We start from the raw sequence: 17,765 nt of genomic DNA, 5'->3' as shown, positions 1-17,765 counted from the left end.
ATCACCGCCGCTGTGAAGCTTGAGTTAAGGCAATCTGTCCGTTGGTTCGCCTACATTTATTCAGTGCTACCTTAACAACGTGGTGATGCTGAGACCAGAAGACCCAGAAGACGAGGACGCCGGAGACGCCGTGCGGGCGGGCGGCGCCGCGGGCCGGGACACCGCCGGGCGTCCCGGCGGCCGGCTGCCCGCGGAGGTCAGGCAGGGGGTCGTACGGCTCGCCCGGCGGCTCAGCGCGGAGCGGCCGGCGGACGGGCTCAGCCTCAACAAGAACAGCGTCCTCGGGCATCTGCTGCGCAACGGCCCGATGTCCGCGGGTGCCCTGGCCGCCGCGGATCACCAGCAGCCGCAGTCGCTGACCCGGGTCTTCGCCGAACTGGAGCGGGACGGGCTGGTCAGCCGTACCCGGGACAGCCACGACGGACGGCAGCGGATGCTGGAGCTGACCGAGGAGGGCCGCAAGACCCTCGCCGCCGACATGGCGCAGCGCGACGCCTGGCTGAGCCACGCCCTCGGTGACCTGACCGAGACCGAGCGGCAGGTGCTGCTGCTCGCCGCCCGCCTGATGAACCGTCTCGCCGACTCACCGGTCGCAACCCCTGACCCCCCGCCCCGACCCCGTTGACGGAGGCTTCCGTGCCCTGGTCCGACCACGCCATCTGGTGGCACGTCCACCCCCTTGGCTTCCTCGGCGCCGAGCGTGCCGCCCTGCCCCCGGACGAACCCCCGCGGCACCGGTTGCCGGCCCTCGCCGACTGGCTGGACCACCTGGTCCGGCTGGGCTGCAACGGTCTCGCGCTCGGCCCGGTCTTCGCCGCCGAGACCCACGGCTACGACACCGTCGACCACTTCCGCGTCGACGCACGGCTGGGTACCGAGGACGACCTGACCGAACTGGTCGAGCGGGCGAAGAGCCGCGGGGTCCGGATCCTGCTGGACGGGGTCTTCAACCATGTGGGCCGCTCCTTCGGGCCCTTCGCCGACGTGGTCCGCAAGGGCGCCGACTCGCCGTACGCGGACTGGTTCGTCCCGGAGGGCGACGACTTCCGCACCTTCGAGGGGCACCGCCACCTCGTCGCCCTCAACCACGCCAACCCGGCCGTCGCGGACCATGTGGTCGGCGTGCTCGACCACTGGCTCGACCGGGGTGTGGACGGCTGGCGGCTGGACGCCGCGTACGCCGTACCGCGGGCCTTCTGGCGCACCGTCACCGACCGGGTCAGGGCCCGCCATCCGCAGGTGTGGTTCAGCGGCGAGGTCATCCACGGCGACTACACCGCGTATGTGACCGAGGGCGGCCTGGACTCCGTCACGCAGTACGAACTGTGGAAGGCGATCTGGAGCTCGCTCAACGACGCCAACCCGCACGAACTGGCCTGGGCGTTCAAGCGGCACAACGCCCTGCTCGACACCTTCGCGCCGCAGACCTTCGTCGGCAACCACGACGTCACCCGTATCGCCAGCCGGCTGCGCGATTCCCGGCAGCTGGCCCACGCCCTCACCGTGCTGTTCACCGTCGGCGGGATCCCGTCCGTGTACGCGGGTGACGAGCGCGCGCTGCAAGGCGTCAAGGAGGAGCGCGAAGGCGGGGACGACGCGATCCGGCCCGCGTTTCCGGCCGGTCCCGCGGGCCTCGACCCCGGTCGGCTGCCGGTGGAACGGCTCCATCAGACGCTGGTGGGGCTGCGTCGCCGCAACCCCTGGCTGGTGCGGGCCCGCGCCCAGGTCCACACGCTCGGCAACGCGGTGCTCACCTACACCCTCACCGACCCCGCGGGCGGTGCCGCCGTCGCGGTCGGGCTCAACTTCGGCGCGGGGCAGGCCACGGGGTCGGTTCCGGCCGCGTCCTGGCAGCGGGCGGCCGGGGACGGGGACGTGGACGCCGTGTCCGGAACCGTGTCCCTGGCCGGTGCCGGCTGGTGCGTGGCCACCGCGCCGGAAATCCCCTGACATGCCGTGCCGGCGACCGGAAATATTTCGGAGCAGTCGACCGCATTGTTATCGATGACCAGAAGGGGGCGGTCACAAGGAGTCGGCCGGAAGGAATACCGGAAATGGTGTCCTCAATATTTGGGTGACGTCATCGTCGGAATCGAGGGATCTTTTTCCGGCTGGTTTCACGCCGCTTCGCGTCCGGGTCGTGCTTTGTTTCACGTCCGGGAGAGCCCGGCCCCCCGTCACGCCAGATAGGAGTCCTGGGCCCGGGCCCAGGCGTGCCGCCAGAGGGGCACCAGATGGCCCTGCTCCCCGCAGGCCGTGACATAGGCGACCAGGAGATCCTCCGACGGCATGCGCAGGCCGGCCAGGACATCGGCGACGGTGCTGCGCGGCAGCGGGCCCGCACCCAGGTCCCGGGCACGCTTCTGCAATTCCCGCAGGGATGGCTGACCGGCCGCCAGACGCACCCGGTGCATCGCCACCAGAAGGTGGGCCGGCTGATGGACGAATTCCAGCCTGCGCCGGGCGGAGAACGCCGGCGCCGGCTGCCCCGCGCTGCCCTGGGCGGGTCCCGCCAGCTGGGCGGCACGTTCCCAGCGCAGCCGAGCCTCCCGCCGGGTGGCCCCGCAGATCTGCGCATACGCCTCCACGACCTGGCGGCGGGGCAGCAGGGTGCCCCGGTCGGCGCGGTGCAGCGTCACGGCCGAACAGCCGGGCCCGGCGATCCCGTCCTTTTCGATCAACTGCGACATCCGCCGGTACGTCAGCCCGGAGCGCCGGCGCAGGAAGCGCAGCCACTCGGCCAATTCGTGATATGGCGCGGACTGTGGGATGGGAGCGGTGCTGCGTCCCACGACTTTCCCCCTGTAAATCGAGATTACGTTTCGCGGACGTTTCTCGGATGTTTGCCTTGTGGGTGACCTAGACGAATGCGGATCCGCAGGGGTTCGTGACGCGGATCAACCGTATGAACCGTGCCTGAGGAAGGTCAAGGGTAATTTACCTAGCTTTACCTTGGTGTACTGACTCCCCGCTTGATCGGGATTTCTGATTCATCATGTCCGAGAAGCGGAGAAACGCATTCCATGGGGCTGTGACACTGCAACGAGGGGTTTTCATACACGCGCGCAACGCCTCCGCGCCCGCTGTCCGGTGTGCCACGCCGGTGCCGCATTGCGATCGGATTCCGCGCTCTGTTGGCATGGATTCGCCGGCCGCAGGAATCCGGCCGTACCCACCACAGCAGACCTCCGTGGAGGAAACCCATGACTACGGCATCCAACGCCACCCTCGACGAGATCATCGAACTGCTCAAGGAAGTCAAGCCCGGTATCGCCGACCAGACCGTCGAGGCGGGCCAGTCAGTCGTCGAGGACCTGGGCCTGGACTCCCTCGACCTGCTCCAGCTCGCCCGCCGCATCAACCGCCACTTCGGTGCCGAGTTCGACCTGGACGCCTGGAACGCCGACGCCGACACGCACCAGCGCAGCGTCGCCTCGATCGCGGCCGCCGTCAGCGCCGTCGGCCGTGCCTGAGGCGGCCGCGGCCCCGCGGGTCGCCGTGGTGACCGGCGGCTCGCGCGGGATCGGCGCCGCCATCGCCCGTCGGCTCGCCGAGGACGGGTTCACCGTGCACGTGGTGTGCCACAGCGCCCTGGACGCCGGGCGTGCCGTGGTCAACGAGATCGAGGCCGGCGGCGGCCGGGCCACCCTGCACCAGGCCGACGTCGGCGACGAGGCCGCCGTGGCCGACCTGGTGGACAAGGTGACCGCACAGGACGGCGCGCTGCACGTCCTCGTGAACAACGCCGCCGTCATCGACGACCAGCTCCTCGCCGTGACCAGCACCGGCCGCTGGGAGAGGGTCTTGCGGACCAACCTCACCGGCCCCTTCCTGACCTGCCGGGCCGTGCTGCCGGTGATGCTCGACCAGGGCTGGGGGCGCATCGTCAACATCTCCTCCAACTCCGCGCGCACCCCCGGACCCGGGCAGAGCGCCTACGCGGCGTCCAAGGGCGGCATCGAGTCGCTCACCCGGGCCCTGGCGGTGGAGGTCGGCCGCAAGGGCATCCGGGTCAACTGCGTGGCGCCCGGCAAGGTGCGCACCGAGATGACCGCCGCCGTGGCCGACCGGCTCGGCAGCGACGGGGACGGCACCCGCTGGGGACTGCCGGAGGACATCAGCGGTCTGGTCGCGTTCCTCGCCCGGGACGAGGCCGACTACATCCAGGGCCAGACCTTCACCGTGGACGGCGGCCGCATGGTCATGCGCAGCGGCCCGGGACGGCGGTCCCGGTGAGCCGGGCCGGGAACACCGACAGCCGGGCGGTCTTCGTGAGCCGGGCCGGGAGCGCCGACGACAAGGGGGACCGGCCGTGGGAGACGTGAAGTACTGGGAGGACCTCGCGGCCGCGCCGGTACGCAGGTTCGGCCCGCTCGTCTTCAGCGGGGCGCTCCTCGACCAGCTCCTCGACCTGATGGGCGAGAAGCACCCGGTGCACGACAGCGACTCCTTCGCCCAGGGCACCGACCGCAGACAGCGGATCGTCCCCGGCGGCTTCATCCACTCGATCACCTCCGGCTGGGTCGTCCAGCACGGCTCGCCGGCGGCCATCGTCGGGATGCGCCGGTTCGGCTGGGACTTCGTACGGCCGCTCTACCCGGACACCCCCTTCTGGTTCACCACCTCCACCGACCGGGCGGCGGAGATCGACGACCGGATCGGCCTGATCGAGACCACCCGCCGGGTCTTCGACGAGAACGACCGGACCTATGCCATCGGACGCATGAGCGTCGTGCTGCTGCGGCGGGCCGAGCGGCCCGCCACCACGGGAAGGGCTCAGTGATGGGGACACCCAACGACAACCAGTACCAGCCGCTCAAGGGCAAGGTCGCCCTGGTGACCGGCGGTTCGCGCGGGATCGGCGAGGGCATCAGCCGCAAGCTCGCCGCCTGGGGCGCCACCCTCGCCGTCAACTACGTCGACCGGGAGCGCCCCGCCAAGGAACTCGCCGCCGAACTGGGCGAGCAGGGCACGGAAGTGACCCTGCACCGGGCCGACCTGAGCGACCCGGCACAGATCGAGAACCTGATCACGGAGATCGGCGAGATCCACCACGACCTGCACATCCTCGTCCAGAACGCGGCCGCCACGAAGTTCAGCCGCCTCACCGACGCCTCCCTGGCCGACTGGCAGTTCGTGCAGGACACCAACTCCCGGGCCACCTGGCTGCTCGCCAAGCACGCGCTGCCGCTGATGCGCGAGCGCCAAGGAGCCCGCTTCATCACCATCACCAACTCCACCACCACCCGGATCATCCCGCGCGCCGGCCTCTTCGCGGCCGCCAAGGCCGGCCTGGAGTCGCTGACGGACTACCTCTCCTACGAGCTGGCGCCCTACGGCATCGTCGCCAACTGCGTCCGGCCCGGGCTCGTACAGACCGGTGTCTTCAAGGTCCGCCCCGACTTCGCGCACGGCGTCGCCAAGGAACTGGCCGTCTCCCCGTGGCCGGGCGAGCGCATGACCACGCCGGAGAACAGCGCCGACGTCGTCGCCCTGCTCTGCCTGGAGGAGGCGTCCTGGATCGCCGGACAGACCATCACCGTCGACGGCGGCTACCGCCTGTGGGGCGGCATAGGCAGCGGAGGCCGCCGTGCCGAGTGACCGCCCCGACCGGCGCGTGACCGGCGGCCGCGCGGAGACCGACGCTCGCGTGACCGGCGGCCGCGCGGAGACCGACGCCCGCGTGACCGGCGGCCGCGCGGAGGCTGACGCCCGGGTGACCCCCGGCATCGTCGTGACCGGCACCGGGGTGATCTCCCCGGCCGGACTCGGCGCCGCCCGGCTGTGGGAGGCCATGGCGGCCGGCAAGACCTTCTTCGACGGGGGCGACGACGGCCCCCCGGCCTCCGGTCTGCCCTGGCCGGCCGCCGCCGTGGACACCTCGGAGATCACCTGGCCGGCCGGTCCCGTCTGGGCCAACGCCGGCAAGTACGCCAACCAGTCCGCCCGCTGGGCGGTCGCCGCCGCCCGTCAGGCACTCGAACAGGCCGGGATCAGCGGAGAGACCGAGGACGTCCGCGGCGGCACGGTCATGGCCGTCGCCAGCAGCGGGGACGAGCTCAGCGACGTCATCCCGCAGCTCGCGTCCCGCTACCGCACCGATTCCAGGCCCCTGGTGAAGTTCCTGCACGACGAGGTACCCGACTACTCCTACATCCGGGGCATCCCCTCCCAGCTCGGCCAGTTCGTCTCCATGGCCAGCGGCTTCCGCGGCTCCAACGTCGCCGCCTACGGCGAGGCCGCGGCCGGCGGCACCGGCGCGCTCGCCCTCGCGGTGCGCCTGCTGGAGTCCGGCGAGCTGGACCGGGTCCTGGTGGTCGGCGTGGGCGCGCCGCTGACCGTCACCGGCCTGGCCGCCTTCGACCAGGACGAGCCCTTCGGCACCCGTGCCGTCACCGGCGCCGGGCCCTTCGACGCCGAGCGCTCCGGCAGCCTCGCCGGACAGGGCGCCGCGGCCGTCCTGCTGGAGCGGGCCGAGGCCGCGGCCGGGCCCGCGCTGGCCCGGCTGCTCGGCTGCGAGGTGCTGGCCGCCTCCGACCTGCCCACGGCCATCGGACTCGCCGTCGATGCCGTGCTCGACGGCCGGGCCGCCCCGCCCACGGCGTGGTGGGCGCACGGCGCCGGATCGGTCCGGCTGGACGCCGTGGAGGCCGGGGCCGTGCTGCCCCGCACCGGGAGCGTGCCCGTGACCGGGTCCAAGGGCACCATCGGCAACGCGTTCGAGTGCTCCGCGCTGATCGACACCGCGCTGGCCGTCCGGAGCCTCACCCGGGGCGAACTGCCCCCGGTGGGCATGCTCGGCCACCCCGACCCCGCCCTCGGCGGCCTCGCCCCGGTCATCGGCGAGGTACGCCCGCTGCCCCCGGCGGCGACGGTCCTGCTGACGGCGCTCAACCAGGGCGCCGGCGCCACGGCGGCGGGCGCGCTGCTCCTCGCCGCGGCCGAAGCGGCGGCCGAAGCGGCGGCCGAAACCGCCGCCGACGGACGTACCGCAGACCACGGGAAGGCACGCGCATGACCGACCGCACCGACCTCACCGAGGCCGCCGACGACATCGTCATCACCGGTATGGGGGTGGTCACCCCGATCGGCGGCGACGTGGAGACCTTCTGGTCGGCCAACCTGGAAGGCCGCTCCGGGATCGTCCTGGAGGAGCGGATGGACACCACCGGGCTGCCCTGCGGCTGGACCGCCGGGCTGATCCCGGAGGACGTCAGGGAGAAGGTGGCCGCCGGACACGGCGCGCCCGGCCGCTCCTGGGGCGACGCCCTCATGCACGCCTGTGTGGAACAGGCCCTGACCGACGCCCGCCTGGACGAGCGCCCCGCCCTCGACGGCCCCGCGGCCCTGGTCTACGCACGGGTGTGGCCCGGCCCCACCGGATCGGATCCGCAGGACTACGTCACCCATATGGAGGACCTCGCCCGACGTTTCGACTCCGTCGGCAACCAACCCGCCGCGGTGCTGCGGTATCTGCGCGGCAGGAACCTGCCGCTGGAGACCCGTGACCTGTCCGTCTACCCGAGGGAGATCGCCGAGCGACTGGGCACGGCCGTCCTGCCCGTCCGGCTGGAGGCCACCTGCTCCGGCGGACTGCGGGCCATCGCCGAGGCGGCCCGGCTGCTGCGGTCCGGCCGGGCCCGCTACGCCGTCGTCTCGGCCGCGGTCTCCCGCAACACCCCCTACGTCCTCTCCCAGTACGGACAGCTCATGGCGCTGTCCCGCTGGAAGGGCGACCCGGCGCAGGCGTCCATGCCCTTCGACAAGCGCCGTACCGGCATGGTCATCAACGAGTCCGCCGGGGCCCTGGTCCTGGAGACGGCCGCGCACGCCGCCGCCCGCGGGCTCGCCGGGACCCATGCGGTCGTCGGGGGATGGGGGCTCGCGGTGGACACCAGCCACATGACCGCGCCCCGCGTGGAGATGGTCGAGCGCGTCATGCGCACCGCGCTCGCCGAGGCCGGCGCGACCCCCGACCAGGTCGAGGCCGTCAACGCGCACGGCACCTCCACCCGCCTCAACGACGTCACCGAGGCCCGCGCCCTGCACCGCGTCTTCGGTGAGCGGATGGCCGACCTGCCCGTCAGCGCGGTGAAGTCACTGACCGGGCACGGCTCGGCGGCCTCCGGTGTCGTGGAGACGGTGGCCTCCGCCCTCACCATGTGCCGTGGGGTCGTACCGCCGGTGCCTACCACCACCGAACCCGATCCGGCGTGCGCGGTCCGCACCTCGCTCACCCCGCAGGAACGGCCCGTCGCGGCGATGCTGAAGAACTCCTTCGGATTCGGCGGGCAGTACGCGTCGATGTTCTTCCGCCGACCCGCGGCGCCGCGACCGGCCCCGCAGCCGGGGTGAGCACGGTGGACCACCCGGACGGCCCGGAGTACCTCGGACAGGATTTCGAACGGGATCTCGAACGGGAGGAGACCGATCCCGTCGGCGCACACCGCGCCACCGTGGTGTGGCTGCACGGGGTCGGCCAGGTGCCCGCCGACCTGGTGGCCGTGGCCGACCGGCTGCGGCTCGCCGACGCGGGCGTGCGCGGGGTGTTCCCGCGCGCGCCCGTCGAGGCGCCGAGTCTGCTGACCGGGCTGCCGGTGCCGTGCTGGTTCCCGCAGAGCCTGTTCGCGCTGGACCGGATCGACGTCACCGGCCTGCTCGCCGCGCACCGCCGGCTGCGGCCCCTGCTGGCGGCGGAGACCGCACGGATCGGCGCCGAACGGACCCTGGTCGCCGGCTTCTCCCAGGGCGCCACGGTCGCGCTGACCCTGGCCCTGCGGCACCCCGAACCACTGGCAGGTACGGCCCTGTACGCGCCGTACCTGCCCCCGGACCTGTCCGCGCTGCTCCCGGAGGGCCGCCCGGCCCCCGCGAACAGCGGACTGCCGGTGTGGATCGGACACGGGGCACGCGACTGGATCGTGCCGGAGAGCAGCGGGGCGGGGCTGCGCGATCTGCTCGCCTCCTGGGGCCACCCGGTGATCTGGCAGCGCTACCCGGGCGGCCACGAGCCCTTCGCCGGGGTCCGGGCGTCCTTGCCGGCCTTCCTCAGCGAGGTGTTCGGGACCCCGGTGCCTCCGGTCGCGGACACCAACGGCCCCACAGCCCGGGCGAGCTGACATGACACCGGTCGTGCCGCCGGGCCCACCCTCGCCAGGAGAGGTGCGCGTCTGGCGCATCCCCCTGAGCGGTCCGGTGGCGCGCACCGGGCTCGCACGGGCGGCACAGGTGCTCGGCCCGGACGAACGGGCTCGGGCCGAGCGCCTGCTGCTGCCGGCGGACCGGGCCCGCTGGACGGCCGCCCGGGTCGCCCTGCGTACCGTGCTCGCCCGGTGCACCGGCATCGCCCCGGCCCGGATCCCCCTGGAGTACGGCCGGTACGGCAAGCCCAAGCTGCCCGGTCAGGGGCCCGACGGACTGGCCTTCAGCCTCAGCCACAGCCGCGACCGGGCGCTGCTCGCCGTGTGCCGGGGCGCTCCCGTCGGCGCGGACCTGGAACACCTCACGGCCGGGCCGTCGCGAGCGGCGGACCTGGACGACCTGGCCGCCGCCGTACTCGCCCCCGAGGAACTGCGCGCCTACACACGGCTGCCGGCCGCCCGGCGGCGCGCCGCCCTGCTGCGCCGCTGGACCGGCAAGGAAGCCGCGCTCAAGGCCACCGGACGCGGGCTGACCCTGGATGCCGCCCGGCGCCTGGCGGTGCCCGAGGGATCCGGTGCGCCCAGCGGCCTGCCCGGCGAGTGGACCCAGCTGCGCCCCTGGCCCGGGGCAGGGTTCACCGCGGCCGTCACCGTCCGAGGAAGGAACTGGAACCTTGTCTGCTCCGACTTCACCCACCTCGCCTTCGAAACCACCTGAACCAGGCGCCGCCCACCCCGACAGCCCGCTCGCCCTCACCCCGCCCGGCACCCGGATCGGGCTGCTCTTCCCCGGTCAGGGCGCGCAGCGCCCGGGGATGGACGAACCCTGGCGCGACACCGAGCACTGGCAGGTCGTCGAGCGGCTGTCCGAGGCCTGCGCCCGCGACCTCGGCGAGCTCCTGCTGCACACCGACGCCGACCGGCTGACCCGTACCGACAACGCCCAACTCGCCACCTTCACGCTGGATATGGTGGTGTTGGACGCGCTGCGGACGGCACTGGGCACGCTGCGCCCCGCCGTGTGCGCGGGGCACAGTCTCGGCGAGTACGCCGCGCTGACCGCCGCCGGAGTGCTCGACCCCGAGGACGCGGTACGGCTGGTCGCCGAGCGCGGCGCGGCCATGGCCGAGGCGGCGGCCCGGGTGCCCGGCACGATGACGGTGCTGGTCGGACCGGACGTGGCGCGGACGGCGGAACTCCTGGCCGGCCGGCTGCGCACGGCCGCGCGTGCCGAGGTCTGGGTGGCCAACGTCAACGGGCCCGACCAGGTCGTGGTCTCCGGCAGCCCCGCCGGCGTCACGGACCTCACGGAGCGGGCCACGGCCACCGGCGCGCGGGCGATCCGCATCCCGGTCGGCGGGGCCTTCCACAGCCCGCTGATGGCGGCCGCCCGGTCCCGCCTCGCCACCGCCGTCGCCCGCACCCCGGTCCGTCCCGGGCGGTGCCCGGTGATCGCCAACGTCGACGGCCTGGCCCACCAGGGCGACGCCCCCGCCGTCTGGCGTGCGCGGATGCTCGGCCAACTGGTGCTGCCGGTGCGCTGGTCGGACTCCATGGCGACCCTGGCCACCCTGCCCGGCGGCCCGCTGCGCCTCGTCGAGCTCGGCCCCGGCAGGACCCTGACCGGCATCGGACGCCGCCTGCTGCCGGCGCAGGTCCCGGTGCACCCGGTGGCCACCCCGGCCCAGCTGGCCGCCCTCGTCGCCGACGGCCGGCCGAACAGGTCGGCGGTCCGGGACCGGGGTGTCGCGGGTACGCCGGCCGGGTGAAGCCGGACGAACGACGAGGCCCGCGCGGCCCACCGCCGGAACACGCTCTGACCTTGGCACGCCGGTCCCGGCAGGTTCCGCCGGTCCGGGACCTCCTTCACCCGTACGGGTGGCGTGCTCCCGCGCATTGCCCCGGCCTGCCACCCCGTGTGGCTCCCCTGGTTCCCGGAACACCCGTACGTCCTGGCATCCTTGACGGGGACGCGGTGCCCGGCGGTGGCACGCCCGGTGACCCCTTCGGCCCGATACCTTCTCCACGTACCCTCGTGACCGCCCGACGCCGAACACAGGAGCCCGGCTGCGTGAGCCCCGTGAGCAGCAACGCATCGCACGGTCAGTCACCGCTGCGCACCGTGCAGGTGCTGGGCGGTGGCAACGCCGGCAGCAGTGCGCACGTGCGTTCGCTCGCCGCCGGTCTTGTCGCACGGGGCGTGCGGGTCACGGTGTGCGCCCCCGTCGAGGCCGACCGCGCCTACGACTTCTCGGGCGTCGGCGCCGACCATGTCCATGTGCCGCGCAGCAGTGACCCGGGGTCGGTGGCCGCGCTGCGTGCGGCCTGTACCGACGCCGACCTGGTGCACGCGCACGGTCTGCACGCCTCCTTCCGCGCCGTGCTGGCGCTCAGCGGCCGCCGTACCCCGCTCATCGTCACCTGGCACAGCCGGGCGGAGGCCGAGGGCGCCCGGGCGCATCTGCTGCGGATGCTGGAGCGGCGGGTGGTGCGGACGGCCGCCGTGGTGCTGGGCACCACCTCCGACCTGGTGGACCGGGCCCGCCGTACCGGCGCCCGGGACGCGCGGCTCGCCGCCGTGACGCTGCCCGGTCTGCGACGGCCCGTGGAGGAGGAGGCGGACCGGCTGCGGCCCAAGGTGCGGGCCGAACTCGGCGCCATGGGACGGCCGTTGCTGATCGCCGTCGGCTCCCTCGACCGGCACCGCGGCTACGACGTCCTGCTGGACGCGGCGCGTGCCTGGGGCCGGCTCGATCCGGTACCGCTGCTCGTCATCGCGGGGGAGGGGCCGCTGCGTACGGCGCTGCAGCGGCGGATCGAGGACGAGGAGCTGCCCGCCCGGCTCATCGGCCGCCGCGAGGACGTCACCGAACTGCTCGCCGCCGCAGATCTGGCGCTGCTGCCCAGCAGTTGGGAGTCGCGTTCGGTGCTCGCCCAGGAGGCCCTGCATGCTCGCGTGCCCCTCGTCGCGACCGCCGTCGGCGGTATCCCCGACCTGGTCGGCGACGCGGCCGAACTCGTCCCGTACGGCGACGCCACCGCCCTCGCCGACACCGTGCTGCGACTGCTCGGCGACCCCGAACGCTGCGAGGAGCTGCGGGAGAAGGGCGCCCGGCAGGCGGCGAGCTGGCCGACGGAGGACGAGACGGTCACCCAAGTGCTCAGCGTGTACGACGAGTTGACCCAGCCCCGGCCGTTGTAGCCGCTAGGGGACGTGCCGGCGGGCCCGCAGGGCGAGGCTCAACGCCAGTACCACCTGGGGGTCGTCGAGGTCGGTGCCCAGCAACTCGCCGATCCGGGCCAGGCGGTTGTAGAGCGTCTGCCGGTTGAGGTGGAGTTCGCGGGCCGTCTCCGCCTTGCGGCCGGCGTGCGCCAGATAGGTCTCCAGGGTGGGCAGCAAGGGCGGCTTGGAGCGGTTGTCGTGGTGCTGGACCGGGCCGATCGCCCGGTCGACGAAGGCCGCCAGGTCGGGGTGGTCGCGCAGCCGCCACAGCAGAAGGTCGATGTCGAGGCGGCGGGCGTCGTACCAGGGGCGGTCGGAGAGGCCCTGGGCCGCCGTCGCCGTCTCGGCCGCGTGCCGCAGGCCTGCCGAGGCGGCCGCCCAGCCGCCGGCCGCCCCGACCACCACGACCGGGGGAGCGGCCCCGGGGCGCTGCATCCCGGCGCGCTCCACGCCCGCCCGCAGCGCCGCCGCGACCCGGTCCGCGACCGTCGTCCGCTCGGCCTCCGAGCGCAGGCCCAGCAGGAGCGGGACGCGGCCCTCCACCGGTCGTACGCCGAGGAGCACGGGCACGCCCACGGCCGCCAGCTCCTCGCCGACCGCCCGGGCCAGCACCGCCCAGCCCCCGCCAGGGGACAGGGAGTCGCCGACCCGCATGACCACCGGCAGCAGCGGGCTGCTGCCGGGCTTGAAGCCGAGGACGCGGGCCTGGGCCGGGGCGTCCGACGCGGTGATGCGGCCCTCGGCGAGGTCGGTCAGGAAGTCGCCGCGGCCGCGGGCCGCCAGCTCCTCCTCCTGGCGGGCCTGCATCAGGACGACGGCCAGGATGCCGGCGGCCCGCTCGGCGGCGATGCGGTGCACGGGGGCGAGCGGCCCGCGTACCGGGAGCAGCACCAGCCGGGCGCGCACCGAGCCGGTCCCCGGCCCGCCGCCCGGCACGTCCACCAGGACCGCCCCGGTCGGCGGCGGCGCGTTCTTGTGCTGGCCGCGCAGCCCCTCCCACACCTGGAGCGGATCCGCGCCCTCGGGCCCCGGTCCGGCGGCGTACAGCAGCTGGCCGTCGGTGGTCTCCAGGAAGACCGGGTTGCCGCAGAAGCCGGCGAGGATCGCGAGGACCTGGGGGACTCCGCCACCGCCCAGCAGGGCCTCGGTGCAGCGGCGGTGCACCTCCTCGGCGCGCTGGAGGAGCGTGTAGTGGTGGTTGACGATCTCGGTGTGGATCTCCTCCGTCACCGTCACGAAGGGGACCTCGCGGTGCAGCACCACCAGCGGCAGCCCGGTCGCCCGGGCGGTGTCGACGAGGGTCGCGGGCAGCCGGGAGAAACGCGGACCCAGCTCCACCACCAGGGCGGCGATGCCCCGCTCGGCGAGCGTGCGCACGAACGCCCGCTGGTCGCCCGGCCGGGTGCCCAGGCCGTAGCCGGTGGTGAGCAGCAGCTCGCCGCCCTTCAGCAGCGAGGCGATGTTCGGCACCTCGCCGGCGTGCACCCAGCGCACGGTCCGGCCCAGCCGGTCGGCGCCCGCCAGGATCTCCGGGAGCCCGCTGCGCAGCCCGGGCAGCTCCAGCGCCCGCTGCACGGTGATCCCGCCCTGGGTGTCGAATCCGCTGCCCGTACCGCTGTCCATGGAGCGGACGCTACCTGGGCGAACGCCTTCCGGGCACCTTCCGCTAGAGCGGTTCGATGTTGTGGTTGAAGCGGAAAACGTTGTCGGGGTCCCAGGTCCGCTTCACCTTGCCGAGCCGCAGCGTGTTCGCCGTGCCCAGGCCGTCCCGCACCCGGTCGGGGCCCTCGTCGCCGATGAAGTTGAGATAGACCGCGCCGGTGGACCAGGGCCGCACGGCGGTCCGGACGCCCCGCACCCAGGCGACCGCCCGTTCGTCGTCGGCGGGCTCCGCCCACATGCCGAAGGGGTGCACGGCCCAGGACGCGCTCCGGTACGGCACCGGGTACTCGGCGGGCCCGGCCGCGATCGCGCCGCCCTGCGGGAACAGCACGTGCTGGGTGCCGGTCGGCACCGGCATGCCGTCCGCGCAGGCGCAGTAGGCGTCCACCGCCTCGTCGGGCAGCGCGGCCAGGTACTCGGCCGACCAGTAGTTCCGCAGCCCGGACGGGAAGTCGAGCATGCACTGGACCTCGGTGTACGGCATCGGGCCGACCACCTCCGCCTCGTGCGGCAGCGCCAGCAACGGTTCGGCGACCTTCCGCAGGCCCTCCTCGCCGCCGGCGTAGGTCACCAGGGCGACGCACACCGGCTTGCCCACCAGGTGCTCCGGTACGAACGGCAGCGGCGGGCCGGTGAGGTACTGCACCACGCCGGCCGCCTCGTCGGGGCCGGTGCGGATCACCTCGCGGAAGGTGCGCACCACGTCCGGGCCGGACTGCGGCGGATACAGCAGCAGCGCGATCGAGAACGCCGGCAGTTCGTGCAGTTCGAGGGTGAGGGCGGTGGCGACGCCGAAGTTCCCGCCGCCGCCGTGCAGGGCCCAGAACAGCTCCGGGTTCTCGTCGGCGTTCGCGTGCACGCGCTCGCCTTCGGCGGTGACCAGCTCGACGCCGAGCAGGTTGTCGACGGCCAGGCCGAAGGCGCGGTCCAGCCAGCCCGTCCCGCCGCCCAGCACGAACCCGCCGACGCCGGTGGTGGGGGCCCGGCCGCCGGTGGTGGCCAGGCCGTACGGCTCGGTCGCCCGGTCCAGATCGCTCGTCGTGGCGCCGCCCTGCACCCGTACCGCCTCCGCCGCCGGGTCGACGGTCACCGCGTGCATCCGGCGCAGGTCCACCACGAGCGCGCCGTCGCCGCTCGCCGCGCCCGCCACGCTGTGGCCGCCACCGCGCACCGCGATCGCCAGGTCCAGGTCCCGGCCGAACCGCACCGCGCGGACCACGTCGGCGTCGTCGGCGCACTGGGCGATCACGGCGGGCCGCCGGTCGATCATGGAGTTGAAGACGGCACGGGCGTCGTCGTACCCGACGTCCCCCGGCGCGAACACCGCACCGACCAGATCCTCACGAAGCGCGGCAAGCGCCGTGTGCGCCTTCGACGGGGGAGCCATGGCCGCCCCCTTCCGAAATCGGGGAGTCACTCCTGACCAGCCTAAGCGTGAGCGCCCCGTCAGGGGCACGGGGAAGCGTCGGACATGCGGCTGCCGCCGCGTGGGCGCGACCAGCCCCCACGCACCCGCGGACGACTACCCGCCGTACGCCCCCGACGCGGTCAGCCGCAGCGCCGTGTCGATCAGCGGCACGTGGCTGAATGCCTGCGGGAAGTTCCCCACCTGCCGCTTCAGCCGCGGATCCCACTCCTCCGCGAGCAGCCCGAGGTCGTTCCGCAGCGCGAGCAGCTTCTCGAACAGCTTGCGGGCCTCGTCGACGCGGCCGATCATCGCGAGGTCGTCCGCCATCCAGAACGAACAGGCCAGGAACGCCCCCTCGTCACCGGGAAGGCCGTCGACGCCCTCGTCGCCGCCCGAGGTCGGGTAGCGCAGGATGAAGCCGTCCGAGGTGGACAGCTCGCGCTGGATCGCCTCGATGGTGCCGATGACCCGCTTGTCGTCCGGCGGCAGGAAACCCATCTGGGGGATCAGCAGCAGCGACGCGTCCAGCTCCTGCGAGCCGTACGACTGCGTGAACGTGTTCCGCTCCTTGTCGTAGCCCCGCTCGCAGACGTCCCGGTGGATGTCGTCGCGCAGTTCCTTCCAGCGCTCCAGCGGGCCGTCCGCGTCCCCGGACTCGATCAGCTTGATGGTGCGGTCCACCGCGACCCAGGCCATCACCTTGGAGTGCACGAAGTGCCGGCGCGGCCCGCGCACCTCCCAGATGCCCTCGTCCGGCTCGTCCCAGTGGTCCTCCAGGTAGCGGATGAGCTTGAGCTGGAGGAGGGAGGCGTAGTCGTTGCGGGCGAGGCCGGTCATGTGGGCCAGGTGCAGGGCCTCGATGACCTCGCCGTAGACGTCCAGCTGGAGCTGGTGTGCCGCGCCGTTGCCGACCCGTACCGGGGTCGAGTTCTCGTATCCCGGCAGCCAGTCCAGCTCGGCCTCGCCCAGCTCGCGCTCGCCCGCGATGCCGTACATGATCTGCAGGTTCTCCGGGTCGCCGGCGACCGAGCGCAGCAGCCACTCGCGCCAGGCGCGGGCCTCCTCGCGATAGCCGGTGCGCAGCAGCGAGGAGAGGGTGATGGCCGCGTCACGCAGCCAGGTGTACCGGTAGTCCCAGTTGCGGACGCCGCCGATGTCCTCGGGCAGCGAGGTGGTGGGCGCGGCGACGATGCCGCCCGTCGGGGCGTAGGTCAGCGCCTTCAGCGTGATCAGGGAGCGGATCACCGCCTCGCGGTAGGGGCCGTGGTACGTGCAGTGCTCGACCCACTCCCGCCAGAACTCCTCGGTCGCCTCCAGCGACTGCTCGGGCTCCGGCAGCGCCGGCGGCTCCTTGTGCGAGGGCTGCCACGAGATGGTGAACGCGATCCGGTCGCCGGGGGCGACGGTGAAGTCGGCGTAGGTGGTGAGCGACTTGCCGTAGGTCTCCGCGGAGGTGTCGAACCACACCGAGTCGGGGCCGGCGACGGCGACCGTACGGCCCTCGTGCTTGTGCACCCACGGGACCACCCGGCCGTAGGAGAACCGCATCCGCAGCACCGAGCGCATCGGCACCCGGCCGGTGACGCCCTCGACGATCCGGATCAGCTGGGGCGCGCCGTCACGCGGGGGCATGAAATCGGTCACCCGGACCGTGCCGCGCGGGGTGTCCCACTCCGACTCCAGGATCAGCGAGTCGCCGCGGTAGGTGCGGCGGGCCGCGGTCGGCGGCTGGGAGTCGGCCGCGTGTGCCGGGCCGAGCCGCCAGAAGCCGTGTTCCTCGGTGCCGAGCAGACCGGCGAAGATGGCATGCGAGTCGAAGCGGGGCAGGCACAGCCAGTCCACCGTGCCGTCCCGGCAGACCAGGGCAGCGGTCTGCATGTCTCCGATGAGTGCGTAATCTTCGATGCGCCCGGCCACGTGCAACTCCAGTCGAACGGCCACGTCACCCCCCAGGCAAAAGGGGGCTGTCGCTAGTGCGGTCAAGGGGGGTTGTTGTTGTGCGTCGTTAAGCGGTGAAGCAAAGCAGCCCGCCGCGCCCTGAGGCAAAACGACAGTCATAGCTCAACGAACTGCCAAGCTCTCGTTGTTCCGGGGATGACGGGCGGGGGTGTGCCGTGTTTTCCGGCCGGCTCGGCAGCGAGTGTCCGAGCAGGATACGACGCACGTAGATGATCTGCGTGCCGCTCCGGGCAACCCGTGTGGGCCGAATGGGTGAGCCCTGGGTGAAAACCCGGTAAGCCAGGCCCCACGTCTGTGCCGATGTGTGTACGGAGCGTGGCCGGAAGCCATCTCTCCGCGGCGCTGATACCCTGGTAGCCCGTGGACCGGTGGG

The 17,765-nt window shown here is 73.3% G+C and carries 16 protein-coding genes; 12 read left to right on the top strand and 4 right to left on the bottom strand.

Annotation, left to right across the window (positions count from 1 at the left end):
• Positions 1–85: 85 nt before the first annotated feature.
• On the top strand, positions 86–625 hold the full coding sequence (locus tag ACFWXC_RS47970) for a MarR family winged helix-turn-helix transcriptional regulator (RefSeq protein WP_384489713.1): 540 nt from the start codon (positions 86–88) through the stop codon (positions 623–625).
• 11 nt (positions 626–636) lie between these two features.
• Positions 637–1,950, top strand: coding sequence for an alpha-amylase family protein (locus ACFWXC_RS47965; RefSeq protein WP_384489711.1), 1,314 nt, complete (start codon positions 637–639; stop codon positions 1,948–1,950).
• A gap of 227 nt (positions 1,951–2,177) precedes the next feature.
• Here the strand turns inward: ACFWXC_RS47965 and ACFWXC_RS47960 are convergent, their stop codons facing one another.
• On the bottom strand, positions 2,178–2,792 hold the full coding sequence (locus ACFWXC_RS47960; protein ID WP_384489709.1) for a helix-turn-helix domain-containing protein: 615 nt from the start codon (positions 2,790–2,792) through the stop codon (positions 2,178–2,180).
• Positions 2,793–3,203: 411 nt separating this feature from the next.
• Here ACFWXC_RS47960 and ACFWXC_RS47955 point away from each other — a divergent pair, with 411 nt between their 5' ends.
• The 10 genes from ACFWXC_RS47955 to ACFWXC_RS47910 all read left to right on the top strand — a co-directional run bounded on the left by ACFWXC_RS47955 (position 3,204) and on the right by ACFWXC_RS47910 (position 12,342).
• On the top strand, positions 3,204–3,473 hold the full coding sequence (locus ACFWXC_RS47955; protein ID WP_384489707.1) for a phosphopantetheine-binding protein: 270 nt from the start codon (positions 3,204–3,206) through the stop codon (positions 3,471–3,473).
• On the top strand, positions 3,466–4,236 hold the full coding sequence (locus tag ACFWXC_RS47950) for an SDR family NAD(P)-dependent oxidoreductase (RefSeq protein ID WP_384489705.1): 771 nt from the start codon (positions 3,466–3,468) through the stop codon (positions 4,234–4,236). Before ACFWXC_RS47955 ends, ACFWXC_RS47950 begins: the two co-directional genes overlap by 8 nt.
• 76 nt (positions 4,237–4,312) lie before the next feature.
• Complete coding sequence (locus ACFWXC_RS47945; protein WP_384489704.1) at positions 4,313–4,783, top strand: hypothetical protein; 471 nt, start codon at positions 4,313–4,315, stop codon at positions 4,781–4,783.
• Positions 4,783–5,601: an SDR family NAD(P)-dependent oxidoreductase gene (locus ACFWXC_RS47940; RefSeq protein WP_384489702.1), complete on the top strand. Its 819-nt coding sequence runs from the start codon at positions 4,783–4,785 to the stop codon at positions 5,599–5,601. The genes ACFWXC_RS47945 and ACFWXC_RS47940 overlap by 1 nt, the downstream gene beginning before the upstream one ends.
• Positions 5,591–7,018: a beta-ketoacyl synthase N-terminal-like domain-containing protein gene (locus ACFWXC_RS47935; RefSeq protein ID WP_384489700.1), complete on the top strand. Its 1,428-nt coding sequence runs from the start codon at positions 5,591–5,593 to the stop codon at positions 7,016–7,018. The genes ACFWXC_RS47940 and ACFWXC_RS47935 overlap by 11 nt, the downstream gene beginning before the upstream one ends.
• Positions 7,015–8,355 carry a beta-ketoacyl-[acyl-carrier-protein] synthase family protein gene (locus ACFWXC_RS47930; RefSeq protein WP_384489698.1) on the top strand — a complete coding sequence of 447 codons (1,341 nt, stop codon included), beginning with the start codon at positions 7,015–7,017 and terminating at the stop codon, positions 8,353–8,355. The genes ACFWXC_RS47935 and ACFWXC_RS47930 overlap by 4 nt, the downstream gene beginning before the upstream one ends.
• The gene (locus ACFWXC_RS47925; protein ID WP_384489696.1) at positions 8,352–9,119 is read left to right on the top strand and encodes an alpha/beta hydrolase; all 768 of its coding nucleotides are present in this window, start codon (positions 8,352–8,354) and stop codon (positions 9,117–9,119) included. Before ACFWXC_RS47930 ends, ACFWXC_RS47925 begins: the two co-directional genes overlap by 4 nt.
• 43 nt (positions 9,120–9,162) lie before the next feature.
• Positions 9,163–9,858 (top strand): 4'-phosphopantetheinyl transferase family protein, encoded by a 696-nt coding sequence (locus tag ACFWXC_RS47920; RefSeq protein WP_384489694.1) that lies wholly within the window; start codon positions 9,163–9,165, stop codon positions 9,856–9,858.
• Positions 9,815–10,909: an ACP S-malonyltransferase gene (locus ACFWXC_RS47915; RefSeq protein WP_384489692.1), complete on the top strand. Its 1,095-nt coding sequence runs from the start codon at positions 9,815–9,817 to the stop codon at positions 10,907–10,909. Before ACFWXC_RS47920 ends, ACFWXC_RS47915 begins: the two co-directional genes overlap by 44 nt.
• A gap of 302 nt (positions 10,910–11,211) precedes the next feature.
• On the top strand, positions 11,212–12,342 hold the full coding sequence (locus ACFWXC_RS47910; RefSeq protein ID WP_384489690.1) for a glycosyltransferase family 4 protein: 1,131 nt from the start codon (positions 11,212–11,214) through the stop codon (positions 12,340–12,342).
• 3 nt (positions 12,343–12,345) lie between these two features.
• Here the strand turns inward: ACFWXC_RS47910 and ACFWXC_RS47905 are convergent, their stop codons facing one another.
• The 3 genes from ACFWXC_RS47905 to ACFWXC_RS47895 form a co-directional block, all read right to left on the bottom strand.
• Positions 12,346–13,986, bottom strand: coding sequence for a PucR family transcriptional regulator (locus tag ACFWXC_RS47905; RefSeq protein WP_384489688.1), 1,641 nt, complete (start codon positions 13,984–13,986; stop codon positions 12,346–12,348).
• Positions 13,987–14,029: 43 nt separating this feature from the next.
• On the bottom strand, positions 14,030–15,412 hold the full coding sequence (locus ACFWXC_RS47900) for an FAD-binding oxidoreductase (RefSeq protein WP_384489686.1): 1,383 nt from the start codon (positions 15,410–15,412) through the stop codon (positions 14,030–14,032).
• Positions 15,413–15,547: 135 nt separating this feature from the next.
• Positions 15,548–17,350 carry a glycoside hydrolase family 15 protein gene (locus tag ACFWXC_RS47895; protein ID WP_351740322.1) on the bottom strand — a complete coding sequence of 601 codons (1,803 nt, stop codon included), beginning with the start codon at positions 17,348–17,350 and terminating at the stop codon, positions 15,548–15,550.
• Between the last annotated feature and the right edge of the window lie 415 nt (positions 17,351–17,765).

It is taken from the genome of Streptomyces sp. NPDC058683, assembly GCF_042716195.1.
Taxonomy (GTDB): domain Bacteria; phylum Actinomycetota; class Actinomycetes; order Streptomycetales; family Streptomycetaceae; genus Streptomyces.
The sequence above is the reverse complement of the archived record's forward strand: the minus strand, read 5'-3'. Positions and strand labels throughout refer to the sequence as shown.

What these genes read in the sequence shown, in the direction of transcription:
- ACFWXC_RS47970 (WP_384489713.1), top strand. Translation starts at nt 86, where the DNA reads ATGCTGAGACCAGAAGACCCAGAAGACGAGGACGCCGGAGACGCCGTG.
- ACFWXC_RS47955 (WP_384489707.1), top strand. Translation starts at nt 3,204, where the DNA reads ATGACTACGGCATCCAACGCCACCCTCGACGAGATCATCGAACTGCTC.
- ACFWXC_RS47940 (WP_384489702.1), top strand. Translation starts at nt 4,783, where the DNA reads ATGGGGACACCCAACGACAACCAGTACCAGCCGCTCAAGGGCAAGGTC.
- ACFWXC_RS47930 (WP_384489698.1), top strand. Translation starts at nt 7,015, where the DNA reads ATGACCGACCGCACCGACCTCACCGAGGCCGCCGACGACATCGTCATC.
- ACFWXC_RS47905 (WP_384489688.1), bottom strand. Translation starts at nt 13,986, where the DNA reads ATGGACAGCGGTACGGGCAGCGGATTCGACACCCAGGGCGGGATCACC.
- ACFWXC_RS47900 (WP_384489686.1), bottom strand. Translation starts at nt 15,412, where the DNA reads ATGGCTCCCCCGTCGAAGGCGCACACGGCGCTTGCCGCGCTTCGTGAG.